This window comes from Pseudomonas sp. HN8-3 (assembly GCF_020790195.1).
Lineage (GTDB): Bacteria > Pseudomonadota > Gammaproteobacteria > Pseudomonadales > Pseudomonadaceae > Aquipseudomonas > Aquipseudomonas synxantha_A.
The window spans coordinates 5,715,404-5,740,493 of the sequence record NZ_CP086206.1; the positions used below are offsets into that span (position 1 = coordinate 5,715,404).

24 protein-coding genes are annotated in these 25,090 nt (G+C 59.6%); 10 read left to right on the forward strand and 14 right to left on the reverse strand.

Annotation, left to right across the window (positions count from 1 at the left end; genetic code table 11):
• Positions 1-97: 97 nt before the first annotated feature.
• Both LJX92_RS25585 and LJX92_RS25590 read right to left on the reverse strand, forming a co-directional pair.
• Positions 98-1,462, reverse strand: coding sequence for an aspartate aminotransferase family protein (locus LJX92_RS25585; protein ID WP_103734202.1), 1,365 nt, complete (start codon positions 1,460-1,462; stop codon positions 98-100).
• 58 nt (positions 1,463-1,520) lie between these two features.
• The gene (locus LJX92_RS25590) at positions 1,521-2,879 is read right to left on the reverse strand and encodes a glutamine synthetase family protein (protein ID WP_003195249.1); all 1,359 of its coding nucleotides are present in this window, start codon (positions 2,877-2,879) and stop codon (positions 1,521-1,523) included.
• 597 nt (positions 2,880-3,476) lie between these two features.
• On the opposite strand from LJX92_RS25590, the gene LJX92_RS25595 reads away from it, so the two are divergent.
• Both LJX92_RS25595 and LJX92_RS25600 read left to right on the forward strand, forming a co-directional pair.
• Entirely contained in the window at positions 3,477-4,853 is a 1,377-nt protein-coding gene (locus LJX92_RS25595; protein ID WP_003213894.1) for a glutamine synthetase family protein, read from the forward strand.
• 230 nt (positions 4,854-5,083) lie between these two features.
• Positions 5,084-5,746, forward strand: a complete 663-nt coding sequence (locus tag LJX92_RS25600) for a TetR/AcrR family transcriptional regulator (RefSeq protein WP_228309097.1) — start codon at positions 5,084-5,086, stop codon at positions 5,744-5,746.
• A 65-nt stretch (positions 5,747-5,811) separates the two neighbouring features.
• On the opposite strand, the gene LJX92_RS25605 is transcribed toward LJX92_RS25600, so the two are convergent.
• The 8 genes from LJX92_RS25605 to LJX92_RS25640 all read right to left on the reverse strand — a co-directional run bounded on the left by LJX92_RS25605 (position 5,812) and on the right by LJX92_RS25640 (position 13,048).
• Positions 5,812-6,027 (reverse strand): TOBE domain-containing protein, encoded by a 216-nt coding sequence (locus tag LJX92_RS25605; protein WP_003176783.1) that lies wholly within the window; start codon positions 6,025-6,027, stop codon positions 5,812-5,814.
• 19 nt (positions 6,028-6,046) lie between these two features.
• A complete protein-coding gene (ssuB, locus tag LJX92_RS25610) occupies positions 6,047-6,853 on the reverse strand; it encodes an aliphatic sulfonates ABC transporter ATP-binding protein (protein WP_005792359.1) in 807 nt (268 codons plus the stop codon).
• Positions 6,850-7,635 carry an aliphatic sulfonate ABC transporter permease SsuC gene (gene ssuC / locus LJX92_RS25615; protein ID WP_032878854.1) on the reverse strand — a complete coding sequence of 262 codons (786 nt, stop codon included), beginning with the start codon at positions 7,633-7,635 and terminating at the stop codon, positions 6,850-6,852. Before ssuC ends, ssuB begins: the two co-directional genes overlap by 4 nt.
• A gap of 9 nt (positions 7,636-7,644) precedes the next feature.
• On the reverse strand, positions 7,645-8,793 hold the full coding sequence (gene ssuD / locus LJX92_RS25620; RefSeq protein ID WP_005792361.1) for an FMNH2-dependent alkanesulfonate monooxygenase: 1,149 nt from the start codon (positions 8,791-8,793) through the stop codon (positions 7,645-7,647).
• 25 nt (positions 8,794-8,818) lie between these two features.
• On the reverse strand, positions 8,819-9,787 hold the full coding sequence (locus LJX92_RS25625; RefSeq protein ID WP_032878852.1) for a sulfonate ABC transporter substrate-binding protein: 969 nt from the start codon (positions 9,785-9,787) through the stop codon (positions 8,819-8,821).
• 96 nt (positions 9,788-9,883) lie between these two features.
• Positions 9,884-10,477 (reverse strand): NADPH-dependent FMN reductase, encoded by a 594-nt coding sequence (ssuE, locus tag LJX92_RS25630; RefSeq protein ID WP_078822590.1) that lies wholly within the window; start codon positions 10,475-10,477, stop codon positions 9,884-9,886.
• Positions 10,478-10,795: 318 nt separating this feature from the next.
• A complete protein-coding gene (locus tag LJX92_RS25635) occupies positions 10,796-11,434 on the reverse strand; it encodes a peroxiredoxin (protein WP_003195267.1) in 639 nt (212 codons plus the stop codon).
• Positions 11,435-11,707: 273 nt separating this feature from the next.
• On the reverse strand, positions 11,708-13,048 hold the full coding sequence (locus LJX92_RS25640) for an OprD family porin (protein ID WP_032878849.1): 1,341 nt from the start codon (positions 13,046-13,048) through the stop codon (positions 11,708-11,710).
• 370 nt (positions 13,049-13,418) lie between these two features.
• Here LJX92_RS25640 and tauA point away from each other — a divergent pair, with 370 nt between their 5' ends.
• Positions 13,419-14,405 (forward strand): taurine ABC transporter substrate-binding protein, encoded by a 987-nt coding sequence (gene tauA, locus LJX92_RS25645; protein WP_228309098.1) that lies wholly within the window; start codon positions 13,419-13,421, stop codon positions 14,403-14,405.
• Positions 14,406-14,518: 113 nt separating this feature from the next.
• Here the strand turns inward: tauA and argA are convergent, their stop codons facing one another.
• Together argA and argE are read right to left on the reverse strand one after the other, a co-directional pair.
• Positions 14,519-15,817: an amino-acid N-acetyltransferase gene (argA, locus tag LJX92_RS25650; protein ID WP_005792368.1), complete on the reverse strand. Its 1,299-nt coding sequence runs from the start codon at positions 15,815-15,817 to the stop codon at positions 14,519-14,521.
• Between the two features lie 133 nt (positions 15,818-15,950).
• The gene (argE, locus tag LJX92_RS25655; protein ID WP_103734196.1) at positions 15,951-17,099 is read right to left on the reverse strand and encodes an acetylornithine deacetylase; all 1,149 of its coding nucleotides are present in this window, start codon (positions 17,097-17,099) and stop codon (positions 15,951-15,953) included.
• 158 nt (positions 17,100-17,257) lie between these two features.
• Between argE and LJX92_RS25660 the strand changes: the two genes are divergently transcribed.
• Positions 17,258-18,625: an inorganic triphosphatase gene (locus LJX92_RS25660; RefSeq protein ID WP_005792371.1), complete on the forward strand. Its 1,368-nt coding sequence runs from the start codon at positions 17,258-17,260 to the stop codon at positions 18,623-18,625.
• Between the two features lie 71 nt (positions 18,626-18,696).
• Here LJX92_RS25660 and LJX92_RS25665 read toward each other — a convergent pair whose 3' ends face one another.
• On the reverse strand, positions 18,697-19,167 hold the full coding sequence (locus tag LJX92_RS25665; RefSeq protein WP_005792372.1) for an Lrp/AsnC family transcriptional regulator: 471 nt from the start codon (positions 19,165-19,167) through the stop codon (positions 18,697-18,699).
• A gap of 127 nt (positions 19,168-19,294) precedes the next feature.
• Here LJX92_RS25665 and LJX92_RS25670 point away from each other — a divergent pair, with 127 nt between their 5' ends.
• The 6 genes from LJX92_RS25670 to LJX92_RS25695 all read left to right on the forward strand — a co-directional run bounded on the left by LJX92_RS25670 (position 19,295) and on the right by LJX92_RS25695 (position 24,554).
• Positions 19,295-19,633: a hypothetical protein gene (locus LJX92_RS25670; RefSeq protein ID WP_223017755.1), complete on the forward strand. Its 339-nt coding sequence runs from the start codon at positions 19,295-19,297 to the stop codon at positions 19,631-19,633.
• An 82-nt stretch (positions 19,634-19,715) separates the two neighbouring features.
• Positions 19,716-21,410, forward strand: a complete 1,695-nt coding sequence (locus LJX92_RS25675; RefSeq protein WP_228309099.1) for a GspE/PulE family protein — start codon at positions 19,716-19,718, stop codon at positions 21,408-21,410.
• A gap of 76 nt (positions 21,411-21,486) precedes the next feature.
• A complete protein-coding gene (locus tag LJX92_RS25680; protein WP_003195285.1) occupies positions 21,487-22,407 on the forward strand; it encodes an SPFH domain-containing protein in 921 nt (306 codons plus the stop codon).
• 10 nt (positions 22,408-22,417) lie between these two features.
• On the forward strand, positions 22,418-22,864 hold the full coding sequence (locus LJX92_RS25685; RefSeq protein WP_005792377.1) for an NfeD family protein: 447 nt from the start codon (positions 22,418-22,420) through the stop codon (positions 22,862-22,864).
• Between the two features lie 68 nt (positions 22,865-22,932).
• Positions 22,933-23,247, forward strand: coding sequence for a DUF2388 domain-containing protein (locus LJX92_RS25690; protein ID WP_003176799.1), 315 nt, complete (start codon positions 22,933-22,935; stop codon positions 23,245-23,247).
• Between the two features lie 164 nt (positions 23,248-23,411).
• On the forward strand, positions 23,412-24,554 hold the full coding sequence (locus tag LJX92_RS25695; RefSeq protein WP_032878841.1) for a DegT/DnrJ/EryC1/StrS family aminotransferase: 1,143 nt from the start codon (positions 23,412-23,414) through the stop codon (positions 24,552-24,554).
• Positions 24,555-24,698: 144 nt separating this feature from the next.
• Here LJX92_RS25695 and gcvH read toward each other — a convergent pair whose 3' ends face one another.
• Positions 24,699-25,082 carry a glycine cleavage system protein GcvH gene (gene gcvH, locus LJX92_RS25700; RefSeq protein WP_228309100.1) on the reverse strand — a complete coding sequence of 128 codons (384 nt, stop codon included), beginning with the start codon at positions 25,080-25,082 and terminating at the stop codon, positions 24,699-24,701.
• Positions 25,083-25,090 lie beyond the last annotated feature (8 nt).

Below are 25,090 nucleotides of genomic sequence, written 5' to 3' on the forward strand. Positions count from 1 at the left end.
TTGTTTATGTTTCGGGCCCAGCCAAAGGGCAACAAAACAGGACGACAGTCTGGCAAGTTCAGGGGCCCGCTTTCAACCGGCCCCCGCATTTATCTACTCAGCCCTGCAATGCCGCCAACGTCAGGTCCAGGCAATGACGGGCCTTGGTCACCAGCTCGTCGATTTCTGCCTGGCTGATCACCAGCGGCGGCGAAATGATCATGGTGTCGCCCACGGCGCGCATGATGAGGCCATTCTCGAAGCAGAAGGTTCGGCAGATCATGCCGGCGCCCTTGCCTTCATGACGCTTGCGCGTGGCCTTGTCCTGCACCAGCTCGATCGCACCGAGCATACCCACGCCGCGCACTTCGCCCACCAGCGGGTGGTCAGCCAGTTCCCTCAGACGTTTCTGCAAATACGGTGCCGTTTCGTCGTGTACACGGCTGACGATTTTTTCATCGCGCAGGATACGGATGTTTTCCAGGGCCACGGCCGCTGCGACCGGGTGGCCGGAGTAGGTAAAACCGTGGTTGAAATCGCCCCCTTCGTTGAGCACCGCCACCACTTCGTCGCGCACGATCAGGCCGCCCATGGGCACGTAGCCTGAGGTCAGGCCCTTGGCGATGGTCATCATGTGTGGCTTGAGGTCGTAGAAATCGCTACCGAACCACTCACCGGTACGGCCGAAACCGCAGATCACTTCGTCGGCGACAAACAGGATGTCGTACTTGGCGAGAATTTCCTTGATGCGCGGCCAGTAGGTGGCGGGTGGCACGATCACGCCACCGGCTCCCTGGATCGGCTCGGCGATAAAGGCGCCGACGTTGTCCACGCCCAACTCCAAAATCTTCTCTTCCAGCTGGTTGGCGGCCCAGATCCCGAATTCTTCAGGGCTCATGTCGCCGCCTTCGCCAAACCAGTAGGGTTGAGCGATGTGGGTGATGCCCGGGATAGGCAGGTCGCCCTGCTCATGCATATAAGTCATGCCACCCAGGCTGGCGCCGGCCACGGTGGAACCGTGGTAGCCGTTCTTGCGGGCAATGATGGTTTTCTTGTTCGGCTGGCCCTTGATCGCCCAGTAGTGGCGGACCATGCGCAACATGGTGTCGTTGCCTTCGGAGCCGGAGCCGGTGAAGAACACATGGTTCATGCCGGCGGGCGCGACTTCGGAAATGACTTTGGCCAGTTCAAGCACCGGCGGGTGAGCGGTCTGGAAGAACAGGTTGTAGTACGGCAGCTCTTTCATCTGTTTGGCGGCGGCGTCAGCCAGTTCGTCGCGACCATAGCCGATCGCCACGCACCACAGGCCGGCCATGCCGTCGAGGATCTTGTTGCCTTCGCTGTCCCACAGGTAAACGCCGTGGGCTTTGGTGATGATCCTTGGGCCTTTCTCTTTCAATTGCTTGAAATCGCTGAACGGCGCCAGGTGGTGATCATTGCTCAAGGCTTGCCATTCACGGGTTTGCGGGTTGTTGCTGGACATACCAATCTCCTAGACTTTTCAGTGAAGGGCGCGCCGTTTGAAGGGCGCGCCCGGCGCATCAGACGGCGAAGAGCAGGAATTCCCGCTCCCACGAACTGATCACGCGCTTGAAGTTTTCATGCTCGGCCCGCTTGACCGCGACGTAGCCTGTGATGAACTTTTGCCCCAGGTATTTCTCGATGGTCTTGCTGTTTTCCATACGCTCAAGGGCATCTTCGATGGTCAACGGCAGACGCAGATTGCGGCGCTCGTAACCACGGCCGACTACTGGCGCGCTCGGGTTGTGGCCTTCGACCATGCCGATGTAGCCGCACAGCAGGCTGGCGGCAATCGCCAGGTAGGGGTTGGCATCGGCGCCCGGCAGGCGGTTCTCCACGCGGCGGTTCTGTGGGCCGGCATCTGGAACGCGCAGGCCGACGGTGCGGTTCTCTTCGCCCCACTCCACGTTCACCGGCGCCGAGGTGTCGGGCAGGAAGCGGCGGAACGAGTTCACGTTCGGGGCGAACAGCGGCAGCAATTCAGGGATGAACTTCTGCAGGCCACCAATGTGGTTGAGAAACAGCTGGCTCATTGTCCCGTCTTCATTGGAGAAGACGTTCTTGCCGGTGGCGATGTCGATGATGCTCTGGTGCAGGTGCATCGCGCTGCCGGGCTCGCCGGTCATCGGCTTGGCCATAAAGGTGGCAGCCACGTCGTGCTTGAGCGCGGCTTCACGCATGGTGCGCTTGAACACCAGGATCTGGTCGGCCAGGGACAAGGCATCGCCGTGACGGAAGTTGATTTCCATCTGCGCGGTGCCGTCTTCGTGGATCAGGGTGTCGAGGTCCAGCTCCTGCAGTTCGCACCAGTCGTAGACGTCTTCGAACAGCGGGTCGAATTCGTTGGCCGCTTCTATAGAGAAAGACTGGCGGCCAGTCTCCGGGCGCCCGGAACGGCCAATCGGCGGTTGCAGCGGAAAGTCCGGGTCTTCGCAACGCTTGGTCAGGTAGAACTCCATCTCCGGCGCCACGATGGGCTGCCAGCCGCGGTCGGAGTAGAGTTTGAGGACTTTCTTGAGCACGTTGCGCGGCGACAGCTCGATCGGGTTGCCTTGCTTGTCGTAGGTGTCGTGGATCACCTGGGCAGTGGGCTCGATGGCCCAGGGCACCAGGAATACCGCGTTCTGGTCGGGGCGGCAGATCATGTCGATGTCGGCCGGGTCGAGCAACTCGTAATAGATGTCGTCTTCAACATAGTCGCCGGTCACGGTCTGCAACAGAACGCTTTCGGGCAGGCGCATGCCTTTTTCGGCGATGAACTTGTTGGTCGGCGAGATCTTGCCCCGGGTAATACCGGTGAGGTCGCCAATCATGCATTCGACTTCTGTGATCTTGTGGTCTTTCAACCAATCGGTGAGCTGGTCGAGGTTGTTACTCATAAATGCCTCTGGGCTGGGTTTCCTGGCATCCGTTAAAAGCCAGGCGTTGGTTGACGCAGCATCCGCGTCGTTTGTTCATTCAGGGTAGGAGCTTACCTGCCATTTGCCCAAGGGTTGCATTCCTCACGCCAAAGTTGTGCAGAATCATGATCGGCACGGCGAATATGGGCGGGTGGGTGGCGCAGGCGTTGGCAAAGAGGAGGTCGGACGGGCCGTCAAGAATATTGGCCGGTGCGTGAGCATTCACGCGGGACGAACGGACTGCGCACAATGTGTGGCGCAAGCACGCAGAGACGCCGAATGGCGGCAGGTGAAACATGAAGCACCCCGGTATTATTGCTGTTATGGGTTTGAATCGAGCTTAGCCTTGTTCATTTTTTTACACAACACCCCCGTAAAAAATACAACACGGCCCGCTCAAGCCTGCAGGTCCAAAGACCTTTAAACCCAAAAAACCGCCCCAAAAAGCCCCAAAAAAGGCTTCATGGCGCTTTTTTAGGGCAAAAAATGCCTCGCTTGACTTCGGCAAGCCGTTCGGGTTGACTGAAACCAGAAAAGATCAATGATTGATATTTTTAACAACAAAGGTGTTGCATCATGTCGGTACCCCCGCGTGCCGTTCAGCTTAACGAAGCGAACGCGTTCCTTAAGGATCATCCTGAGGTTCTGTACGTAGACCTTCTAATTGCGGATATGAATGGTGTGGTGCGCGGCAAGCGCATCGAACGCACCAGCCTCCACAAGGTTTACGAGAAGGGCATTAACCTGCCTGCCTCTTTATTTGCCCTGGATATCAATGGCTCGACGGTGGAAAGCACCGGCCTGGGCCTGGACATCGGTGATGCTGACCGAATCTGTTATCCAATCCCCGACACCCTGTGCAATGAACCCTGGCAAAAGCGCCCTACCGCGCAATTGCTGATGACCATGCACGAACTTGAAGGTGAACCTTTCTTCGCCGACCCGCGCGAAGTGCTCCGCCAAGTTGTAAGCAAGTTTGACGACCTCGGTCTGACCATCTGCGCCGCCTTCGAGCTTGAGTTCTACCTGATCGACCAGGAGAACGTGAACGGCCGCCCACAACCGCCCCGCTCGCCGATCTCCGGCAAACGCCCGCACTCGACACAGGTCTACCTGATCGACGACCTCGACGAATACGTCGACTGCCTCCAGGACATTCTGGAAGGTGCCAAGGAGCAAGGCATTCCGGCCGATGCCATCGTCAAGGAAAGTGCCCCGGCGCAGTTCGAAGTGAACCTGCACCACGTGGCCGACCCGATCAAGGCCTGCGACTACGCAGTACTGCTCAAGCGCCTGATCAAGAACATCGCCTACGACCATGAGATGGACACCACCTTCATGGCCAAGCCTTACCCAGGGCAGGCAGGCAACGGGTTGCACGTACACATCTCCATTCTGGACAAGGACGGCAAGAACATCTTTGCCAGCGAGGATCCCGAGCAGAACGCCGCATTGCGTCACGCGATCGGCGGTGTGCTGGAGACCCTGCCCGCCCAAATGGCGTTCCTGTGCCCCAACGTCAACTCCTACCGTCGTTTCGGCGCACAGTTCTATGTGCCGAACTCGCCGTGCTGGGGCCTGGACAACCGCACCGTAGCGATTCGCGTACCCACCGGCTCTTCCGATGCCGTGCGTATCGAACACCGCGTGGCCGGTGCCGATGCCAACCCTTATCTGCTGATGGCTTCGGTCCTGGCGGGTGTACACCACGGTCTGACCAACAAGATCGAACCGGGCGCTCCGGTGGAAGGCAACAGCTACGAGCAGAACGAGCAAAGCCTGCCGAACAACCTGCGCGATGCCCTGCGCGAGTTGGACGACAGCGAGGTGATGGCCAAGTACATCGATCCTAAATACATCGATATCTTTGTTGCCTGTAAGGAAAGTGAGCTGGAAGAGTTTGAACACTCCATCTCCGACCTTGAGTACAACTGGTACCTGCATACCGTGTAAGCGGTTGCGGCATTGAAGAAGCGCCACAGGCTTAGGGTCTGTGGCGTTTTTTTATGGGCTTATTCCGGGAGACCGAATTGGTCTCATCGGGAGCAAGCCCCCTCCCACACTGACCGAGTTCCAGATTTGGAATGGGGTCAACTGTGGGAGGGGGCTTGCTCCCGATGGCGGCCTGGCAGACAACACACCTCCCTGCTCATACAATGCCCGCTGCCTTGTAGGAGACATCCATGACCACCCGCCCCGCCGCCCCTCGCAAACCCCGCGCCCGCAGCCAGGCCCGGATCGACGCGATCCTTGAAGCCGCCCGCACCTTGCTGGCCGCCGAAGGCGTGGCCGGTTTGTCGATCTACAGCGTGGCCGAACGTGCGCAAATCCCACCATCGTCGGTGTATCACTTTTTCGCCAGCGTGCCGGCATTGCTGGAAGCATTGACGGCTGACGTTCACGCAGCCTTTCGCGCTGCCATCCAGGCGCCTATCGAGCATGAGTCACTCAGGCATTGGCGCGACCTGTCCTGCATCGTTGAACAACGCATGCTCACCGTTTATGACCAGGACGCCGCTGCACGCCAGTTGATCCTGGCCCAACACGGGCTGACCGAAGTCACCCAGGCCGATCGTCAGCATGACCTGGAGTTGGGGGACTTGATGCTGGAGGTGTTCAACCGCCACTTCGAAGTGCCGAGCTTGCCCAAGGATGTGGATGTATTTGCCCTGGCGCTGGAGTTGAGCGACCGCGTGTATGCGCGCTCAGTGCATCAGCATGGGCTGATTACGCCGCGTATGGCTGAGGAAGGAATGCGGGTGTTTGATGCCTATGTGGGGCTCTACTTACCCGCATATTTGTCCAAACGGGCCTCATCGCAGGCAAGCCAGCTCCCACATTTTTGATCTGTGAATACATTCAAATGTGGGAGCTGGCTTGCCTGCGATAGCGAGCTCAAGAGCGACGCGAATCACAATTTTGCAATCGACACCTCAGTCGATTTCACAAAGGCAATCACTTCACTGCCAATCACCAGCTCTAGCTCTTTCACCGAGCGAGTGGTAATCACCGAAGTGACGATGCCCGAGGCAGTCTGTACATCGATTTCCGACAGTACGTCACCGACCACGATTTCCTTGATGGTGCCTTTGAACTGGTTACGCACGTTGATGGCTTTAATAGTCATGATGTTTTTCCTGTGTGGGTTATTGAGCCCAACGCAATTGCGTCGGCAGCGGTGAAACAGGTTCGGGTTCCGGCGGTGAACCGGGCAGCGACAGCACGCGGTTGAGCACCTCGGCCTCCAACGCGGCCAGGCGGTGTGAACCACGGGCCCGTGGGCGTGGCAGGTCGACGGCGAGGTCGAGACCGATTTCGCCGTCTTCGATCAGAATCACCCGGTCGGCAATCGCCACGGCTTCGCTGACATCGTGGGTCACCAGCAATACAGTGAAACCGTGCTTGCGCCAGAGGTTCTCGATCAGTTGCTGCATCTCGATGCGAGTCAGGGCATCCAGCGCCCCCAGCGGCTCGTCGAGCAGCAACAGCCGCGGCTGGTGAATCAGCGCACGGGCCAACGCCACACGCTGCTTCTGGCCACCGGACAAGGCCGCCGGCCATTCATTGGCGCGCTCGGCCAGGCCCACCGCTTCCAGGGCCTCCAGCGCCCTGGGGCGCCAGTTGCCCGTAAGGCCAAGGCCGACGTTGTCGATGATCTTTTTCCACGGCAGCAAACGCGCTTCCTGGAACATCAATCGTGTGTCTTCAATCGCCTCGTGCAGCGGCGCGGAGCCGGCCAGCAGCTCGCCGCCACTGGCCTTGTCCAGCCCCGCCAGCAGGCGCAACAAGGTACTCTTGCCGCAGCCGCTGCGACCTACCACGGCCACGAATTGACCGGCCGGAATATGCAGGTCGATGTCCTTGAGCACTTCGCGAGTGCCGAAGGATTTGCGCAACTTGCGCACCGCCAGGGGAATGCCCTTGAGCAGGCGCGGGGGTTGTTGAGCTGTCATGCCGCACCTCCTTTGACTTGATACGCCGGGTGCCAACGCAGCCATACCCGTTCCAGGCCACGCGCCGCCAGGTCGGCGAGTTTGCCGAGGATCGCGTACATCACGATGGCCAGCACCACCACATCGGTTTGCAGGAACTCACGGGCATTCATCGCCAGGTAACCGATGCCGGAACTGGCCGAGATGGTTTCCGCCACGATCAGCGTCAGCCACATAAAGCCCAGGGCAAAGCGCACGCCCACCAGGATCGACGGCAGCGCGCCAGGCAGGATGACTTGCCAGAACAGGCTGAACCCCGACAGGCCATAGCTACGCGACATTTCCACCAGCGCCGGGTCGACGTTGCGGATACCGTGATAGGTGTTCAGGTAGATCGGGAACAACGTGCCCAGGGCCACCAGGAAAATCTTTGCGGTCTCGTCAATGCCGAACCACAGGATCACCAGCGGAATCAGCGCCAGGTGCGGCACGTTGCGGATCATCTGCACCGAGCTGTCCAGCAGGCGCTCGCCCCACTTCGACAACCCGGTGATAAAGCCCAGGGCCAGGCCGATGCTGCCACCAATCACAAAGCCCAGGCCGGCACGCCAGCCGCTGATGGCCAGGTGCGTCCAGATTTCGCCACTGACCACCAGGTTGACCCCGGCTTCGATCACCGCACTGGGCGCCGGCAAAATGCGCGTCGACAACCACCCCGCCGACACCGACAACTGCCACACCGCCAGCAACAAGATCGGCAGCACCCAGGGCGCCACGCGATGGCTGAATTTTTCAAAGTCCATAACGGCGCCTCAACTCTGTGACGCAGCTTTGGGAAGGATGTCGTTGGCGACCATCTCGCCAAACGGGCTGACGTAACCGGCGCTTTTCGGCAACTCGGGACGTTCGATATCCAGATGCGGAAACAACAGTTCGGCGACCCGATACGACTCTTCCAGGTGTGGATAACCGGAGAAGATAAAGGTGTCGATACCCAGGTCCGCGTATTCCTTGACCCGCGCCGCAACCGTCGGGCCATCGCCGACCAGCGCCGTGCCTGCTCCGCCACGCACCAGGCCGACGCCGGCCCACAGGTTGGGGCTGACTTCCAGGTTGTCACGGCTGCCGCCATGCAAAGCGGCCATGCGTTGCTGACCGACCGAATCGAAACGCGCCAGCGACGCCTGGGCGCGGGCAATGGTGTCGTCGTCCAGATGGGAGATGAGTTTGTCGGCGGCTTTCCAGGCCTCTTCGTTGGTCTCGCGCACAATCACATGCAGGCGAATGCCGAAGCGCAGGGTACGCCCGAGTTTCTCGGCCTTGGCGCGAACCTGGGCGATTTTTTCCGCGACAGCAGCCGGCGGCTCGCCCCAGGTCAGGACCATTTCCACCTGCTCGGCTGCCAGGTCCTGGGCCGCTTCGGAGGAACCGCCGAAGTACAGCGGCGGGCGCGGTTGCTGGACCGGTGGGTAGAGCAGCTTGGCGCCTTTGACGCTGATGTGCTCGCCGTCGTAGTCCACGGTTTCGCCTTCGAGCACGCGGCGCCAGATGCGCGTGAACTCCACCGATGCCTGATAGCGTTCTTCGTGGCTGAGGAACAAGCCATCGCCAGCCAACTCTTCCGGGTCACCGCCAGTCACCAGGTTGAATAACGCACGACCACCGGACAACCGGTCCAGGGTGGCGGCCTGGCGTGCGGCGACCGTCGGGGAAATGATCCCGGGGCGCAGAGCAACCAGGAATTTCAAACGCTGGGTCACTGGAATCAGCGAGGCAGCCACCAGCCACGAGTCTTCGCAGGAGCGACCGGTAGGGATCAACACCCCGCCGAAACCCAGGCGGTCAGCGGCCTGGGCCACTTGTTGCAAATAACCGTGATCGACGGCGCGGGCGCCTTCGGCGGTGCCAAGGTAATGGCCGTCGCCGTGGGTAGGCAGGAACCAGAAAATATTGAGGCTCATGGAGTTGTCTCCTGAAGGAATCGGATTACGGCGCTTTGGCAACCGCGGCGGGTGGCGTCCAGATCACGTCCTTGATGCTCAAGGGCTTGGGGATCAGTTTGAGCTGGTAGAAGCTGTCGGCGATTTTCTGCTGGGCCGCGACCACTTCCGGGGTCAGGAACAGCGCACCGTAGCCCTGGCGTTTCACCGAGGTCAGGGTGATGTCGGCGGGCAGGCCCAGCAGCGGTGCGACTTGTTCGGTGACTTCCTGCGGGTTGGCCTTGGACCACTCGCCCACCGCGCGCACTTCTTCCACCAGCGCCCTGATCACTTCAGGGTGTTGCTCGGCGTAGGGTTTGGTGGCCAGGTAGAACTGATGGTTGTCGGCAATGCCGGTGCCGTCACGCAGGGTACGGGCTTGCAGTTGTTTCTCGGCGGCGGCCTGGTACGGGTCCCAGATCACCCAGGCATCCACACTGCCGCGCTCGAAGGCGGCACGGGCATCGGCAGGTGGCAGGAATACGGTTTTCACGTCGGTGTAGTTGAGGCCGGCATCTTCCAGGGCTCGCACCAGCAGGTAATGCACGTTGGAGCCTTTGTTGAGCACAACCTTTTTGCCTTTGAGCTCGGCGACCGATTTGATCGGTGAGTCTTTGGGCACCAGGATCGCTTCACTGGTAGGCGCAGGCGGTTCGTAGGCGACGTAAAGCAAGTCGGCGCCGGCCGCCTGAGCAAACACCGGTGGCGTTTCACCGGTGACGCCAAAGTCGATGGAGCCGACATTCAGGCCCTCAAGCAACTGCGGGCCGCCGGGAAACTCGGTCCACTGCACCTGCACACCTTGGGCGGCCAGGCGTTTTTCCAGGGTGCCCTTGGCCTTGAGCAGCACCAGGGTGCCGTACTTCTGATAACCGATCCGCAAGGTCTCGGCGGCTTGGGCTTGAACAATGGCGCCGAAGGACACAGCCGCAGCAAACAGTGCGACCAGACCACGACGCAAGATGACAGTGCGCATGGCGCTCTCTCCACAGTTGCGATTAGGGTTTTGGCTGCACCTGCTTGGCCGTTGGCGGCTGAGTAAGGTGAGTGTTTCTCGATTTTCGGGTAAGGGTCAGATGCTCCAGCGAGCACTCAACAAGCGTTCATTCAACACATCGGGGTCCAGCGGCTTGGGGCGTCGGGCCATGGCGCTGTAGAGCTGCTCCAGGGCTTCGTGCAAGCGTCGTTCAAGTACCGGCACCAGTTGCGCCTGGACGCTGCCTTCGCCATAGGCGATCTGGCTGTCTTCGGCGAAAATGCCGTGGAGCAATTCCTGGGCTTTCAGGGCCGACAACACCGGTTTCAAGGCATAGTCCACCGCCAGCATGTGGGCGATGCTGCCGCCGGTTGCAATCGGTAATACCACCTTATGGGCCAGGGCGCGTTCGGGCAGAAGGTCCAACACGGTTTTCAGCGCGCCGGAAAACGACGCCTTGTACACCGGTGTGGCGATCACCAGGCCGTCGGCATTGGCCACCTGTTGCAACAGGTCGATGACCTTGGGGCTGTCGAAGCGGGCATGCAGCAAGTCTTCAGCCGGGAAGTCGCGTATCTGGTAACTCACCACCTCTACGCCCTGCTGTTGCAGCCATTGACGGGTTTTATCCAGCAACACCCCGGAGCGCGAACGCTGGCTGGGACTGCCTCCAAGTGTTACGACCAGCATGCAGGAGATTCCTTGAGCAAGTGTCGGCGGTTCGCTGTACGGCGATGGCGCCAAGATGGGATAGACCTTATCAGCAGATTTATATATCTATAAATCTTATTTATTCATTTGTTTATTCCATAAATACATAAGCGTTTAACCAATCGCCAGGCGAAAAAAAAGGCCGTCGAAACGGCCTGAAAACCCCTGCTGTGTGAGACGGTTTGCAACTTGATGCCTTTGCTGTTCATGAGGCCGCCATCGCGGGCAAGCCCGGCTCCCACAGGGGAATGCGGTCAACTGTGGGAGCCGGGCTTGCCTGCGATGGCGATATCCGCCTTAACGATTGGGTTGTGGGGTAAGCCGCAGGTACGGCTTCACCGCGCGATAGCCCTTGGGAAAGCGCTTCTTGATCTCTTCCTCGTCCTTGAGCGACGGCACGATCACCACCTCATCCCCATCCTGCCAGTTGGCCGGCGTGGCGACCTTGTGGTTGTCGGTCAGTTGCAGCGAGTCGATCACCCGCAGGATTTCATGGAAGTTGCGCCCGGTACTGGCCGGGTAGGTGATAGTCAGGCGGATCTTCTTGTTCGGGTCGATCACGAACAAAGAGCGCACGGTGAGGGTGTCACTGGCGTTGGGATGGATCAGGTCGTAGAGGTCCGAGACCTTGCGGTCGGCGTCGGCCAGGATCGGGAAGTTGACCACGGTGTTCTGGGTCTCATTGATGTCTTCAATCCACTTGTGATGCGAGTCCACCGGGTCTACCGACAGGGCGATGGCCTTGACGCCACGTTTTGCGAATTCGTCCTTGAGCTTGGCGGTGAAGCCCAGCTCGGTGGTGCACACCGGGGTGAAGTCTGCCGGGTGGGAAAACAACACACCCCAGCTGTCGCCCAGCCATTCGTGGAAGCGAATCTTGCCGGCGCTGGAATCCTGTTCGAAGTCGGGGGCGATGTCGCCCAGTCTTAGGCTCATGGTGTGGCTCCTGATGAGTGCTTATGGAGCCCACTGTGCATGGATTTGGATTTATTTAAAAAGAATAAATATCGATTTATCTAGACGATAAAGGAATATTAAAAATGTGTTCATTGGACTTGGGCACAGGCGAAGATCAACATTGTTTTCAAGGTTCGAGAAGGCCTTGAGTCGCTGTAGTAAAGAGGGTTTCAGGAAGGGCTTGCGGGGGTTGAGCCCGACTTGAAAGCAGTACACCTTGCCCGGCATTGCGCCGGGCAAGGCTTTACAGTCTTACAACAGCGGGATCGAGTAGCTGACGATCAGGCGGTTTTCGTCCTGGTTACGTGCGTTGGCGATGTCGCTGCGCCACATAGCGTTTTTCCACGCCACGCCGACGTTTTTCAGCGGACCTTCCGGTACGACGTAGGCAACAGTGATGTCACGTTCCCACTCGGACTGGCCGGTGAACTCGGCACGGTTGCTGGCAACGGTGTCGATATGATCACCCTTCAGGTAAACCACACCAGCGGTCAGGCCAGGTACGCCCACCTTGGCGAAGTCGTAGGAGTAGCGAGCTTGCCAAGTGCGCTCGCCGGCACGGGCGAACTTCTGGATCTGCATGTCGGTGGTGATGTAAGCCGACGAGCCGTCACCCTGGTTCAACCAAGGGAAGTCGCTGCTGCCGTTGCTGACCTGGTAACCGCCACCGAAGGTGTGGCCGGCAACCGAGTACAGGAACAGGCCGCTGTACAGGTTGTTGTCGACTTTGCCACGACCGGAGTTGACGCCACCGTAGTTGCCTGTGGAGAAGTAGGCAGACTGGTTGCCGTTGTTACCGTCGTCGGAGCTGTTGAAGTAACGCAGATCAGACTTCAGCACGCCAGGGCCGATAGCCCAGTTGTGGGTCAGGCCCAGGAAGTGTTGCTTGTAGAAATCTTCCAGGTTGCCGTAGTAGTACTGGGCGGTCAGGTCCTTGGTGATCTTGTAGTCACCACCGGCGTAGTAGAACTTGTTGCTCGAACGCCAGTTCACGCCACGGCTGTTGGCGCCGGAGATGGACAGGCTTTCGTTGTTGCTGGAGTTACGGCCCTTGGCTTTTTCGATCTGGCCGGCAACCAGGGTCAGGTCCTTGATGTCGCTGGAGGTGATCTGGCCACCCTGGAAGGTCTGCGGCAGCATACGACCATCGTTGGTGACGATGACCGGCAGCTTGGGTTGCAAGGTACCCAGCTTCAGTTCGGTCTGGGAGATCTTCGCTTTGGCGGTCAGGCCCAGGCTGGAGTAGTTATCAACGGCTTCGCCATTGGACTTGCTCGGGAAGATGGTGCCGCCATACGAGCTGGCGGTCGCGCCGTTGGTGCCGCCGCCGGAATCCAGGCGAACACCCAGCAGGCCGATAGCGTCAAGACCGAAGCCGACGGTGCCTTGGGTGTAACCGGAGATGAAACGCAGATCGAAGCCTTGGCCCCACTCTTCGTTCTTGTTCGCACCAGCACCTTCACGGTTGTCGGTGTTGATGTAGAAGTTACGCAGGCCCAGTGTGGCCTTGCTGTCTTCGATGAAACCGGCGGCGCCTGCTTGCTGGGCGATTGCGCCCAAAGCTACAGCCACAGCCAAGGTGGACTTCTTCATGTACCGCTCCTCTCGTTTCTAATTTTTGTATTTCTTTGGCCCCGGGTCTGACGCCCTGGATCCACAGATGCGCGATTAGCGCCAGATAGTGACTAGCAAGTCAATCGTAACCTTGTGTGTCTACTACCTTCGTCTAATCGCAGTTGATTTGGTCCCTGCAGGGTAATGAGTTTTTCATACACCCAAAAAGAATTGTTTCATTCTTTTTCATACGATTCGGGAATAAGCGGATGCGTGAAGCGGGTGGGTCGAGTGACACGAACCGCTCCATAAGCTAATTCCTAAAGGGTATTTACCAGTGCTTTTTTAGATCGATTAGTGTGACCGTACGGTTGCATACGTCACTCACGATCAAAAAGGCGACGCCATCATGGCCAAACGCATATCCTCCCGTCAATTTGTTACAGTTTTTGTATCGGTATTACTTTCTTTTGGTGTCAGCGCGGCCGATTTGACGGTCGGCTACCAGACCGGCATCGATCCCAGCAAAGTCCCCCAGGCCGACGGTCTCTACGAAAAAACCATTGGTGAGAAAATCGCCTGGCGCCGGTTCAACAGTGGCCCGGAGGTGGTCACGGCCATTGCCTCGGGTGATGTACAAATCGGCAACCTCGGTTCCAGCCCCCTCGCCGCAGCCGCTTCGCGCAATCTACCCATCGTCGCGTTTATCGTATCGGCACAGATCAACGCTTCTGAAGCCCTGGTAGTGCGTAATGGCAGTGGCATCGACAAACCCGAAGACCTGATCGGCAAAACCATCGCCACACCCTTCGTCTCAACCTCCCATTACAGCCTGCTCGGCGCCCTGAAGCACTGGGGGCTGGACACTAAACAAGTCAAAGTGGTGAACCTGCAACCGGCCGAAATCGCCGCCGCCTGGAAGCGCGGCGATATCGACGGCGCATTCGTGTGGTCACCGGCCCTGGGCGAAATCCGCAAGACCGGCAAAACCCTGACCGATGCGGCGCAGGTGGGCCAATGGGGCGCACCGACGTTTGAAGTGTGGGTAGCACGCAAGGATTTCGCCGAAAAACATCCTGAGGTAGTGGCCAGGTTTGCCAAGGTCACCCTCGATTCATTCGCCGACTATGCCGCGCATAAAGACAGTTGGACGGTGGATTCGGAACCGGTGCAGAAGATCGCCAAATTGACAGGCTCCAATGCCGACGATATTCCAGAGTTGCTGGCGGGCACGACGTTTCCCGATGCGCAGGCACAACAGACCGAAGCGCTGCTCAAGGGCGGCACGGCGAAGGCGATTGGGGAGACGGCGAAGTTCTTGAAAGAGCAAGGCAAGGTGGAGACGGTGTTGCCGGACTATTCGGCCTATGTGACCGACAAATTCATCACACAATAAATACAGTCTTCGGTGGGAGCTGGCTTGCCTGCGATGCCAGCAACTCGGTCGTTCAGATAAACCGAGGCGCTGCTATCGCAGGCAAGCCAGCTCCCACACAGAGCCGTACTCTTTTACAGGGCCTTTTCAAAGATCTTGGAGTTGCGCTGATAGTTGTACAGCGACGCACGCGCCGACGGCAGGCGGTCCACGCTGCTCGGCACAAAACCGCGCTCACGGAACCAGTGGGCCGTGCGCGTGGTGAGCACGAACAAGGTCTTCAACCCCTGCGCACGTGCACGGGTCTGGATGCGTTCGAGCAACACATCGCCGCGTGCGCCGTGGCGGTACTCCGGGTTCACCGCCAGGCACGCCAGCTCGCCCGCATCCGAATCCGCAATCTGATACAGCGCTGCGCACGCGATGATCATGCCTTCGCGCTCGACCACGCTGAACTGTTCGATTTCCCGCTCCAGCACTTCCCGCGAACGACGCACCAGAATGCCCTGCTCTTCCAGCGGGCTGATCAGGTCCAGCAAACCGCCGACGTCTTCAATCGCCGCTTCGCGCACCAGTTCGAATTGCTCCTGGGCCACCAGCGTACCGCCGCCGTCGCGGGTAAACAGCTCGGTGAGCAAGGCGCCGTCTTCGGCGTAGCTGACGATATGGCTGCGCCCTACTCCACCCCGACAGGCTTCGGCAGCGGCATCGAGCAGCTCGGCCTGATAGTTGCTGCCCAGGCGTTGCAGGTGCGCAGGCACTTGCTGCGGGCGCAATTCACGTACAAGACGGCCGTTCTCATCGATCAGGCCGGGATCGGCACCGAACAGCAGCAATTTGTCGGCACCCAGGTCGATGGCGGCACGGGTGGCGACATCTTCGCAGGCCAGGTTGAAGATTTCACCGGTAGGCGAGTAGCCCAACGGCGACAACAGCACGATAGAGCGCTCGTCCAGCAGGCGGTTGATGCCTTTGCGGTCGACCCGGCGGACTTCGCCGGTGTGGTGATAGTCAACGCCCTCAAGCACGCCAATCGGGCGCGCCGTCACCAGGTTGCCGCTGGCCACGCGCAGGCGCGAGCCCTGCATGGGCGACGAGGCCATGTCCATGGACAGGCGCGCTTCGATGGCGATACGCAGATGGCCGACAGCGTCGATCACGCACTCCAGCGTCGCCGCATCGGTGATGCGCAAGCCTTCGTGGTAAGCCGGGGTCAGGCCGCGTGCTTCAAGGCGGGTTTCAATCTGCGGACGCGAACCGTGCACCAGCACCAGCCGCACACCCAGGCTGTGGAGCAGCACCAGGTCGTGGACGATATTGCCGAAGTTGGGATGTTCCACACCGTCGCCAGGCAGCATGACCACAAAGGTGCAGTCGCGGTGGGCGTTGATATAGGGCGAAGCGTGACGAAGCCAATTAACGTATTCGGGCATAACACCTGGGCCTGTAATAAAAAGCAGCCGAAAAAGGATGAGTCGCAAAAACGCACAGCGGGCTGATGGTTATCGTCGGAACAGGCTTGGCGACACGCTCGCTCTCCTTATGTACGAATGGGCAAGGGTTAATTTATGCAGGTTTCAGGCAGTAATGTTCGATCAGTTCCCGCAATAGACGCACTGTAGGCGTCAAGCGTGACATTTCGAGGTACTCGCCCGGCTGGTGGGCGCAGGCGATGTCGCCGGGGCCAAGCACCAGGGTTTCACAACCAAGGCGCTGAAGATAAGGCGCTTCAGTGCCGAACGCTACTGCTTCGGCACGATGACCGGTCAAACGTTCCGCCACCCGCACCAACTCGGTGTCTTCGGGCTGCTCGAAAGGCGGCACTTCGGGGAATAGCGGCGCGTAGTCGATCTTGACCTTATGACGCTCGGCCAAGGGTTCGAGCTTCTGCCGGATCGCCGCACGCAGCACCTCGGGGTCCATGCCTGGCAAAGGTCGCAGGTCGAACTCCAGGGAGCACTGGCCGCAGATGCGATTAGGGTTGTCGCCGCCGTGGATACAGCCGAAATTCATGGTCGGCTGCGGCACGCTGAATTGCGCGTTGCGGTATTCGCGCTGCCAGGCCAGGCGCAGGCCGCGCAGTTCGCCGATGGCATCGTGCATGGCTTCGAGGGCGCTGTGGCCCAGGCTTGGGTCCGACGAGTGGCCGCTGCGGCCGAGGATGTCGATACGTTCCATCATCACGCCTTTATGCAGGCGAATCGGCTTGAGCCCAGTTGGCTCGCCAATCACCGCCGCCCGTCCCAGCGGCCTTCCCGCCTCGGCCAGGGCACGCGCGCCGGACATGGAGCTTTCCTCGTCACAGGTGGCGAGGATCAGCAGCGGCTGCTTGAACGGCTGGTCCAGCAACGGCAACACCGCTTCAATGGCCAGGGCAAAAAATCCCTTCATGTCGCAACTGCCCAGCCCCACCCAACGGCCATCGACTTCCGTCAGCTTGAGCGGATCGGTCTTCCACAGCGCCTCATCATAAGGAACCGTATCGCTATGGCCCGCCAACACCAAGCCACCGGGGCCGCTGCCGAAACTGGCGAGCAGGTTGAACTTGCCAGGGCTGACTTGCTGGATGTCGATAGCGAAACCCAAGTCGCCCAGCCACGCGGCGAGCAGATCGATCACCGGGCGGTTGGTCTGGTCGAGAGACGCTTGGGTGCAACTCACCGACGGCGCGGCGATCAAGGCGGCGAACTGCTCTTTCATGGACGGTAACGGCATGCGCGGTCTCCCAACTTCCCGGATGAACCTCACTATAGAGGCATCTGCCCAACACAATAAACCGTTGCGGCACGTTGCCGGGCTCAGTCCTGTACACTGCACGACCTTGGCAGCCACACTTTTCCCCGGCTGCGCTCCCGATCCTGGATTTTCCGGCCATGCAGAAAGAAACCGAAATCAAGCTCCGCGTCAGCCGCGAAACACTCGCCGCGCTACGTGAGCACCCGCTACTGAAAAAACGCAACAAAAGTGGCTGGGAACGCCGTGAGTTGATGAATCAGTACTTCGACACCCCCGAGCGCGACCTGGCGCAGGCCAAGGTCGCCCTGCGCCTGCGCAAGGACGGTGACGACATCATTCAGACCCTCAAGACCCGTGGCCAAAGCGTTGCCGGCTTGTCGGAGCGCAACGAGTACAACTGGGACCTGCCCAAAGCCAAGCTCGATGTGAAGAAACTCGACGGCGAGTGCTGGCCCGAGCAACTGGCCGAGTTGGACAAAAAGACCCTCAAGCCGATCTTCACCACCGACTTCGTGCGTGAACGCGCCGAAATCGCCTGGGGCCGTGGCAAGGCCAAGGTGGTGATCGAAGCCGCCCTGGACCTGGGCCATGTGGTGGTCGGCAAGCAGAAGGAAGAAATCTGCGAGTTGGAACTGGAATTGCGCGAAGGCGAACCCGCCGCCCTGCTGGAGCTGGCCGCCGAACTGGCTGCGACCCTGGCGCTGATGCCCTGTGACATCAGCAAAGCCGAGCGCGGCTACCGCCTGTATGACGCGAGCAGCTACTCATTGAGCCTGCCGGCACCGCAGATCCACGCCGAAATGCCTTTGGATGATGCTTTCGCCGCAATCATGTGGCACCTGTTGGGCAGCAGCCAGCGCCTGGCCGAGCAATACCGTTTCAACGGCCACTGGCGCTTGCTGCAGGACTGGGTCGAGAACCTGGGCGAGTTGCGCGCGCTGATCGGCAGCCTCGGCCAGGCCGCGCCGCGCCAATCCACCAGCGAACTGCGCAGCGCCCTGGATGCACTGCTGGAAGACTGGCGCCCGCTGGTCCAGGCCGGTGACGACGATGAAGACATTCGCAAAGCCGCACCGGAGCAGTTCATCGAAGAATTGCAAGATGTACGCTGGGGCCTGTTCTCACTGAATACCTCGCGCTGGCTGCTGGCTCGCACCTGGACCGCTGAGCGTAACGTGCGCGGCAACCGCCAGGGCGCTGCGCAAATCACCAACTGGCTGCCGCGCTTGCTGGCCGACGACGCCGTCGCCCTGCAACTGCCGCGCTACCAGCAACAGCCCGAAGACCTCGCCGAGCAACTGCCGCGCATCGAACGCATCCAGGCCTGGCTGCACCATGCGCGCCATGTGGTAGACATTGCGGAACTGGACCGTTTGTACGGCGAGCTGAACAAGCTGGCGCAGTTGGCTAACCAGCCGATCACCGATGAATCGCTGGATGCGCGTATGCACCAGGCGATTGCGGTGTATCAGAACCGGGCCTGGAAGACCCTCCTGCGCCTGTAAAATCGCCATCGGGAGCAAGCCCCCTCCCACACAATGTGGGAGGGGGCTTGCTCCCGATGAGGCCCGCCCTGTCAGCGCAATACTGGCAGGCTGGTAGTGGACTTGATCTCCGACAACGCCACGATGGAGTTGACCTCCTGGATCCCCGGCACCATCGATAACTTCTCGAAGAAAAACCGCTCATACGCCTCGATGTCCGAAGTGACGATGCGCAGCAGAAAATCCACCGACCCCATCAGCACATAACACTCCAACACCTCCGCAAATCCGCGAATCGCTTCGGTGAACTCAGTGAAGTTGGAGCGGCCGTGAGCGTTGAGTTTGATCTCGGCGAAAATCTGCGTGTTGAGCCCGATTTTCTTGCGGTCCAAGAGGGTGACCTGGCCCCGGATCACGCCCTCTTCCTTGAGCCGCTGAATGCGTCGCCAGCACGGAGACTGCGACAGGCCGACCTGCTCGGCGATCTGTGCGCTGGAGAGCGAGGCGTCCTCTTGCAGCAGGGCCAGAATGCGGCGATCGTAGACGTCCAACTCGCTGTGCATAGAAATACCTATGAAAGTGTATTTTTTGAATTGATTGATTCGATAATGCGCCAATAAGGCTCATCTTAGATAAGAAATCTCCCTAGGCGAATGTGAAAATTCCTCCAGTCGATTTTGGAGAGTCAGTATGCACGCCGTCGAAACCGCCCACCCTGTCACCCGCGTCGATGCGTGGGCCGTCAACAGCGCCCACTGTCAGGCGCACTATCGGATCGTCGCCGAGGCTGAGCCCGACGTGCTGTGCCGGGTGCTGAACTACTTTGCGCTGCAGTTCCTGACGCCAGCCCACGTCAATATGAGCCGGGACGTCGACCTGCTGAATATCGATATCGTGATCGACGGCCTTAGCTGGCACCGTGCCCAAGTCATCGGTGAAAAGATTCGAAACCTGATCAGTGTCTGCGACCTGGAGCTGTGGCCGGCTGATGCCGAGCGGCCTCAGGCACTGGCGGCGACGGCGCGGTAAAAACCTGCAATACACCTGGGAACGAGGATTTCCAGCGGCTGACTAGTCTGGGATTACACCCCAAACCGCCCAGGAAACCTGCATGACCGCTGCCTCCCTCGACCAACCCTTGGAACTGCAACAATTATTGCCGGCATTGATCGAGCAAGGGCTGATTACCGCACAGGCGGCCCATAGCATTCAGGCAGCATCTTGCACTCAACATCCCCTGGAATGCATCGCAGCCCAAGGCCCTTGTCTTGAGACCCTGACCCAATGGCTGGCACAACATGCAGGTCAGCCTTACCTGCGCATCGACCCGTTGAAGATCGACGTGGCGAGCGTGGTGCCGTTGATGTCCCATGCCTTCGCCCAGCGCCACGGCATTCTTGCGGTCGCCGTGGATGCCCAAAGCGTCACTATCGCCAGCGCCCAGCCGTACATCAGCGCCTGGGAAGCCGGGCTCGCTCAAGTGCTCAAACGCACCATCAAGCGCGTGGTGGCCAACCCCCGCGACATCCAGCGCTGCCTCCACGAGTTTTACCGCTTGGCCAAGTCAGTCAGCGGCGCCGATCAGAAAATGGCGATACCCGGCAACGTCGAACTGCTCAGCCTCGGCGCCAGCGACAAGGAGCCCGATGCCAATGACGCGCATATCGTCAATATCGTCGACTGGCTGTTGCAATACGCCTTTGCCCAACGGGCCAGCGATATTCATATCGAACCCTGTCGCGATCAGGGCCGGGTGCGTTTTCGCATCGACGGGCTGTTGCATGACGTCTATCAATTTCCGCCTCAGGTCACCACCGCAGTGGTCAGCCGCTTGAAAAGTCTTGGGCGAATGAATGTGGCCGAGAAACGCAAACCCCAGGATGGTCGCGTCAAGACCAGGAACCCGGCAGGCGCGGAAGTGGAATTGCGCCTTTCGACCCTGCCGACCGCGTTTGGCGAAAAGCTGGTGATGCGGATTTTTGACCCTCAGGTGCTGCTCAAGGACTTCGACCAGCTGGGCTTGTCGAGCGCCGATCAGCAGCGCTGGCACGCCATGACTCGGCAAGCCAATGGCATCATCCTGGTCACAGGCCCGACCGGCTCGGGCAAGACCAGCACCCTCTACACCACCCTCAAGCAACTGGCGACCCGAGAGGTCAACCTGTGCACGGTAGAAGACCCGATTGAAATGGTCGAGCCGGCGTTCAATCAGATGCAGGTCCAACACAACATCGACCTCAGCTTTGCCAGCGGCGTCCGCGCCCTGCTGCGCCAGGACCCGGACATCATCATGATCGGTGAAATCCGTGACCGGGAAACCGCCGAGATGGCCATACAGGCCGCACTGACCGGGCACCTGGTGTTCTCGACCCTGCATACCAACGATGCGCCCAGCGCCATCAGCCGACTGCAGGAGCTTGGCATTGCTCATTATTTGATCAAGGCCACACTCATAGGCGTCATGGCGCAGCGTCTGGTGAGGGTTTTGTGCACCCACTGCAAGCGTGTGACGGGTGTGGAGAACATAGGCTGCTACGAGGCCGTCGGTTGTATGGAATGCCGTGACAGCGGTTATCGAGGCCGAGCCGGGCTGTATGAAATCATGCCGTTGGACCCAGCGCTCAAGGCGCTGGTGACTCCCGGTACGGACATACAGGCGCTACGCCGTGAGGCGCTCGCGCAGGGCATGAACAGCTTGCGCATGGCCGGCATCGATAAAGTGAACGCCGGCGTGACCACGATGACGGAAATATTACGGGTCACGCCTGGGGATTCAGAAACAAATCCTTTATTTGTTGGGCCGTGAAACCGTCCTTATCGGTGACCAGACCGCTACAATCGGCCCAACGTCGTTCACTGACATCTTCAGATAAGGAATCGCTATGCAGATCGGAACCGTACTGCTTCTTTTTGTGGGCTTGGCCATCGCCATCCTGTTCATGGGTTTCAAAGTGGTGCCCCAGGGCTACCAATGGACGGTCGAACGTTTCGGCCGCTACACCAACACCCTCAAGCCCGGCCTGAACATCATCATCCCGGTCATGGACCGCATCGGTCGCAAGATCAACGTGATGGAAAGCGTGCTGGATATTCCGCCCCAGGAAGTCATCACTGCCGACAACGCCACCGTGCAGATCGATGCCGTGTGCTTCTTCCAGGTGGTCAACACCGCCCAGGCGGCCTACGAGGTCAACAACCTCGAACACGCAATCCGCAACCTGCTGCAAACCAATATCCGTACCGTCCTGGGCTCCATGGAGCTTGATGCCATGCTCAGCCAGCGTGATGGCATCAACGAGAAGCTGCTGCGCACCGTGGACGAAGCCACTGCGCCGTGGGGCATAAAGATCACCCGTATCGAGATCAAGGACATCAGCCCACCTGCCGACCTGATGGCCGCCATGTCCGGCCAGATGAAAGCCGAGCGAATCAAGCGTGCACAGATCCTCGAAGCCGAGGGCCTGCGTGCGTCGGCGATCCTGACGGCCGAAGGCAAGAAGCAGGCGCAGATCCTTGAAGCCGAAGGTAGCCGCCAGGCCGCGTTCCTGGAGTCCGAAGCACGTGAGCGTCAGGCCGAAGCCGAAGCTCGAGCGACACAAGTGGTGTCCGAAGCCATCGCGTCGGGCAATGTGCAGGCGGTCAACTACTTCGTCGCGCAAAAATACATCGATGCCTTGGGCAAGCTGGCGTCGGCCAACAACAGCAAGGTCATCCTGATGCCGCTGGAAGCCAGCCAGGTGATTGGCGCCGTGGGCGGTATCGGCGAAATCGTCAAGGCAACTTTCGGCAACCAGAAAGGCTGAGGCCAACACCATGTGGGACTTTTTGCTGCATTTGTCGTTCTGGGACTGGTTGGCGCTGGGCACCGTGCTGTTGATTCTTGAGGTGTTCGGCGCCGGCGGGTACCTGCTGTGGATGGGTATCGCCGCGGCCGCAGTGGGGGTGATCAAGTTCCTGGTCCCGCCACTCGGGCTGGAGTGGCAACTGCTGCTGTTCGCCATGCTGTCGATCCTGACGGCCGTGTATTGGTGGAAGCGCCAACGCAGCAGCGCCAAGGTCAGCGATCAACCGGGGTTGAACGAGCGCGGCTCCGAATTGATCGGGCGCACCTTCATGGTGCATCAGGCGATTGTGGATGGCCGGGGCAAGATTAAAGTCGGCGATGGCGTGTGGATGGTCACCGGTGCCGATGCCCCAGCAGGCGCTCAAGTACGCGTGGTTGGCCAGGATGGGGTGATTTTAGAGGTTGAAACTGTTTAGTCAGTGATGGAACTGGATCGACTTAACTACAATCAAAACGTACAGATAACCCACCGGAGTCACCCATCATGCGTCTTAAATATGCTGTCGCAACCCTCGCTGTGCTTTCCCTACCTGTCGGCTCAGCCATGGCCGATAGCTTTTGGCGTAATGTCATCTCGTCGGGCGCCACCACTGGCTCGACTTACCTGACATTCAAGGACCACAAGCTGGTAGTCGCCGCCCAGGACGACGCGGGCAGCTTCGTCGCCAGCGACGGCGGCATCCGCGGCCCGTACCTGGAAGCGGCCATGCAGAAGGTCCGCGCCGACAACCCTGGCCTTCAGGCCACGGACATGGAACTGGCTAACGCCATCCTGGCGAAGAATGCTGTAACCGAGTAACAGCCGCACCGATAAAAAATGCCGCTTTTTCAAGCGGCATTTTTTTGCCTGCCCTATGACGAATCGTTCATAAGCGACAGGCTATATTCAGTCTTGCCGTGCAACCATGCGTTACTGACACGTTTAACATTCATCGCCTATCTTGAACGGATGCCTTCTTCGTCATGAGCCAACAGCCTTTCCTGCCGTTTTCCAAACCGACCATTGATGAAGCCACCATTTCGGCAGTCGGCGATGTCCTGCGTTCCGGCTGGATCACCAGCGGGCCAAAAGTGCAGGCGTTCGAGGCGCAGTTGTCGGAATACTTTGGCGGGAGGCCGGTGCGCACCTTCAACTCGGGCACCTGCACCATGGAGATCGCCTTGCGCATCGCCGGTATCGGGCCTGGGGATGAAGTCATCACGACACCGATTTCCTGGGTGGCCACCGCCAACGTCATCCTCGAAGTCGGCGCTACTCCAGTGTTCGCCGATATCGACCCGATTACCCGCAACATTGACCTGGCCCAGGTTGAGGCGGCAATCACACCACGTACCAAAGCGATCATCCCGGTCTACCTGGCGGGCTTGCCCCTGGACATGCCGATGCTTTACGCGCTGGCCAACAAGTACAACCTGCGTATCGTCGAAGACGCCGCGCAAGCCTTGGGCTCCAGCTGGGACGGGGAACGCATCGGTGCAACCGGTGACTTCGTGTCGTTCAGCTTTCAGGCGAACAAGAACATCACCTCATCCGAGGGTGGCTGCCTGGTGTTGAACAACGCCGAGGAGGCTCGCCTGGCAGAGAAGTATCGCCTGCAGGGCGTGACCCGCACCGGTTTCGATGGCCTGGATGTGGATGTCCTGGGCGGCAAGTTCAATATGACCGACATCGCCGCCGCCATTGGCCTGGGGCAGTTTGCGCATATCGAGAAGATCACGGCCCACCGCCAGCACCTGGCACGCCACTACTTCCAGTGCTTTGGCAGTGACTTCGAAGAGAAATATGGCGCGCAACTGCCGCCGGCGGATTTCGAGAACAGCAACTGGCACCTGTTCCAACTGGTGTTGCCGGAGCGCCAGGACGGCTTGCCTGCTCGCGCAACGTTCATGGAGCAGATGCAGGCCCACGGCGTTGGCATTGGCTATCACTACCCGCCGATCCACTTGCTGAGCCTGTATCGGGCACAGGGTTTCAAGGAAGGCATGTTCCCGGTGGCGGAGCGTGTTGGGCGTTTGATCGTGTCGTTGCCGATGTTCACGGCAATGACAGAGGCGGATGTGGAGCGGGCTGTAGCGGCGGTTAAAGCGGTACTGAAGAAAGACTGAACACAACCAGCAGGCACACCCCAATCAACTGTGGGAGCTGGCTTGCCTGCGATGCAGGCACCTCGGTGTATCGGTGATACACGGGTGATCCAATCGCAGGCAAGCCAGCTCCCACATTGATGTGTGCTGTTGCAGCTATTGCGTTTAGTCGCCGATGGCGGCTTTGTAGCCGGCGGCATCCAGCAGTTTGTCCAGTTCAGCCTTGTCGCTTGGCTTGAGCTTGAAGATCCAGGCGCCGTAAGGGTCAGAGTTCAGCAGCTCAGGGCTGCCACTCAGCTCTTCGTTGACAGCAATCACTTCGCCAGCAACCGGCGAGTAGATATCCGAAGCGGCTTTCACCGACTCAACCACACCCGCCTGGCCTTGCGCTGCAAAATTGGCACCCACCTCTGCCAACTCAACAAACACCACATCACCCAAAGCTTCCTGTGCATGGTCGGAGATGCCGACAGTCACGGTGCCATCAGCTTCCAGACGGGCCCATTCGTGACTTTCGGCAAAACGCAGGTCGGCAGGGATATTGCTCATAGTCTGTG